Here is a 2357-nt window from a genome sequence, read left to right as displayed (position 1 = left end):
CTCCTGATTGGCGCACCACAGCCTCCCCGCACCCGCCTTCTGCCACCGCCCTGCCTTTGGGGAGGTGACAAGCGAACAAGTGGGGGTTGAGTCCGGGTTGCACCCGGGCGCGTCATGCATCAGCCCGGACGCGCGCTGCCTACTCCGCGAGCAGACCTGGTCGGCAATGCAATGGATGTCAGCACGACGCATGCATGCAACGCCGCGATCAGTCCTCCCAGGCGCTCGTACTTGACCACCTCGCGTTCACCGTCGACGGGCAGAACAAAACCGTTCAACAGCCACACTGTCGGCAAGGGATCAGCGTTGAAGAGGTGTCGCAAGGGGGGCACTTCCGTTTGGTCGTCAGGTCTGCCGCAGGAACTGCGCCAGCAGCTTTTCCATCGTCGTCATCGTCTCGCGCTCGTGCAGCCACTGCGTGGGCGCGAGGTTCACCGCGCGCACGATCTGGTCGTTCGTGCCGACGTCGATCACGTTGATGCAGGCCGGCGCCTGTTCGAGCCGGCCGAAGAAGGCCCGTTCGCCGGCCAGCACGCGCGACAGCAGCGCGCGGTTCACGCCACCGTGCATCACCATCAGCAGGCACTGCCAGTCGGCGCGCGCGAGCAGCGCATCGAAGGCCGGCAGTACGCGGTCGAGCAGTTCGCCGACCGATTCGCCGCCGAGGAAGCGCTGCGATTGCACGTTCGGGCCGGTGCGGAAGGCGCCGAGGAAGGCGGCTTCGATCTCGTGCTTCGGGATGTCGGCCAGCCGGCCGGGGCGGATCTCCTCGAGCGCTGATTCGTGCAACACCTGCAGCTCGGGCTGCGCACCGGCGGCCAGCACGCGCGCAGCCGTCTCGACGGTGCGTGGCAATCCACTGACCAGCACGCTGTCGAAGCGCACGCCGCATTGCGCGAACAGCCGACCGGCTGCATCGGCCTGGTCGCGGCCGACGGCGTTCAGCGGCACGGTATCGGGTGGCACGGCGCTGCCATCCTCACGGAAGTRGTCGACCGACCCATGCCGCATCAGATAGATGCGCCTGCGCTTCGGTGTCGCGCGGCTCATGCCGCCCCCGCGCTATTCGAAGCGCGGCTCGCGCTTGTCCAGGAAGGCCTGCAGGCCTTCGCCGCCGTTGCGATGAAAGAAGTTCTCAAGGAAGTGATCCCGCTCCGTTGCCATCTGCTGCGAGAGGCTGTGCCCGGGCCACGCATTGACCAGCTCCTTCACGCTGGACACCGCGTTCGGCGCCAGCCGGGACAGCCGCTCGGCCACCGCCAGAGCTTGGTTCAGCGCCTGCCCGCTGTCTGTCACCCAATTGACAAGGCCCAGTGCCTGCAGCTGCGCCGCGCCCATCGGCTCGGCCAGCCACAGCATCTGCAGCACCACGGCCCGCGGCAGGCGCTGCATCAGCTGCCAGCTCGAGCCTCCGTCCGGCGACAGCCCGATGCGGCCGTACGACATCACGAAGCGCGCGTTCTCGGCCGCGACGATCAGGTCGCAGGCCAGCGCCAGCGAGAAGCCGCCCCCCGCCGCCGCGCCCTCGACCGCCGCGATCACCGGTTTCGGGAACACGCGCAGCACCTCGACGAACTCGTGGAAGCGCTCCAGCATCCCTGCCTGCACCTCGCGCGGGGCCTCGCGGCTGGCGAGCAGCCGTTGCAGGTTGCCGCCGGCGCAGAAATGCTCGCCGTCGCCGCGCAGCACGACGCAGTGCACGTCGGGGTCGGACTCGGCCACGCCCAGCGATTCGATGCCGGCGGTGAAGACCTGCTCGGACAGCGTGTTGCGGGAAGCGGGGTCGCTGATCGTCAGCACCAGGGTGCCGTCGCGTCGTTCGGCACGCAATTCAGAGGGCATGGCCACACCATTCGTCAGACAGCGCCAAGCGCATGGCGCGCGATCATGCCCGTTATTGCGGAGATCGCCGCAGGAAGGTTCATGCTAGAGTCAAAAAATCAATCAACTGCTCATTCGAATGCAGAGATTCCCGAACTTGCTCGCAGTCAGCCTCGCTTTGGGCCTCCTGCCCACGGGACAAGCGACTGCGATGGGGTTCGGCAACACGCTGGGTGCCACCACCCTCGGCCACCCGCTCAACTTCGCCGTGATGCTGCGGCTCGAGCCCGACGAGCGCATCGAGGCCTCGTGCGTCAAGGCCGACGTGTCGATCGGCGATCACGCGCTGTCTTCGCTGTCGGTGCGCGTGCGCATCGAGGGCCAGCCCGGCAGCAATGAACGCCGGCTGCGCATCACCACCACCGTGCCGGTCGAGGAACCGGTGGTCGGCATCGCGCTGAACGTCGGCTGTCCGACACGGCTGTCGCGCAACTACGTGGTGTTCGCCGACCCGCCGTCGGCCACCGTCGTGACAC

At 67.7% G+C, this 2357-nt stretch carries 3 protein-coding genes; 1 reads left to right on the top strand and 2 read right to left on the bottom strand.

The window, feature by feature from the left end; genetic code table 11:
- Positions 1-345 precede the first annotated feature (345 nt).
- Both AC1D15_RS27605 and AC1D15_RS27600 read right to left on the bottom strand, forming a co-directional pair.
- Positions 346-1050 carry a histidine phosphatase family protein gene (locus AC1D15_RS27605; protein WP_477828518.1) on the bottom strand — a complete coding sequence of 235 codons (705 nt, stop codon included), beginning with the start codon at positions 1048-1050 and terminating at the stop codon, positions 346-348.
- A gap of 12 nt (positions 1051-1062) precedes the next feature.
- A complete protein-coding gene (locus tag AC1D15_RS27600) occupies positions 1063-1842 on the bottom strand; it encodes an oxepin-CoA hydrolase, alternative type (protein WP_047507937.1) in 780 nt (259 codons plus the stop codon).
- Between the two features lie 190 nt (positions 1843-2032).
- On the opposite strand from AC1D15_RS27600, the gene AC1D15_RS27595 reads away from it, so the two are divergent.
- Positions 2033-2357: type IV pilus assembly protein FimV (locus AC1D15_RS27595; protein ID WP_477828517.1), on the top strand; the 325-nt coding region annotated here is incomplete at its 3' end.

The sequence above is a fragment of the Rhizobacter sp. P2_H2 genome, from assembly GCF_056403375.1.
This window is presented reverse-complemented; position numbering and strand designations above follow the sequence as displayed.

Coding starts and splice junctions, on each gene's coding strand:
- AC1D15_RS27600 (WP_047507937.1), bottom strand. CDS start 1,842: ATGCCCTCTGAATTGCGTGCCGAACGACGCGACGGCACCCTGGTGCTG.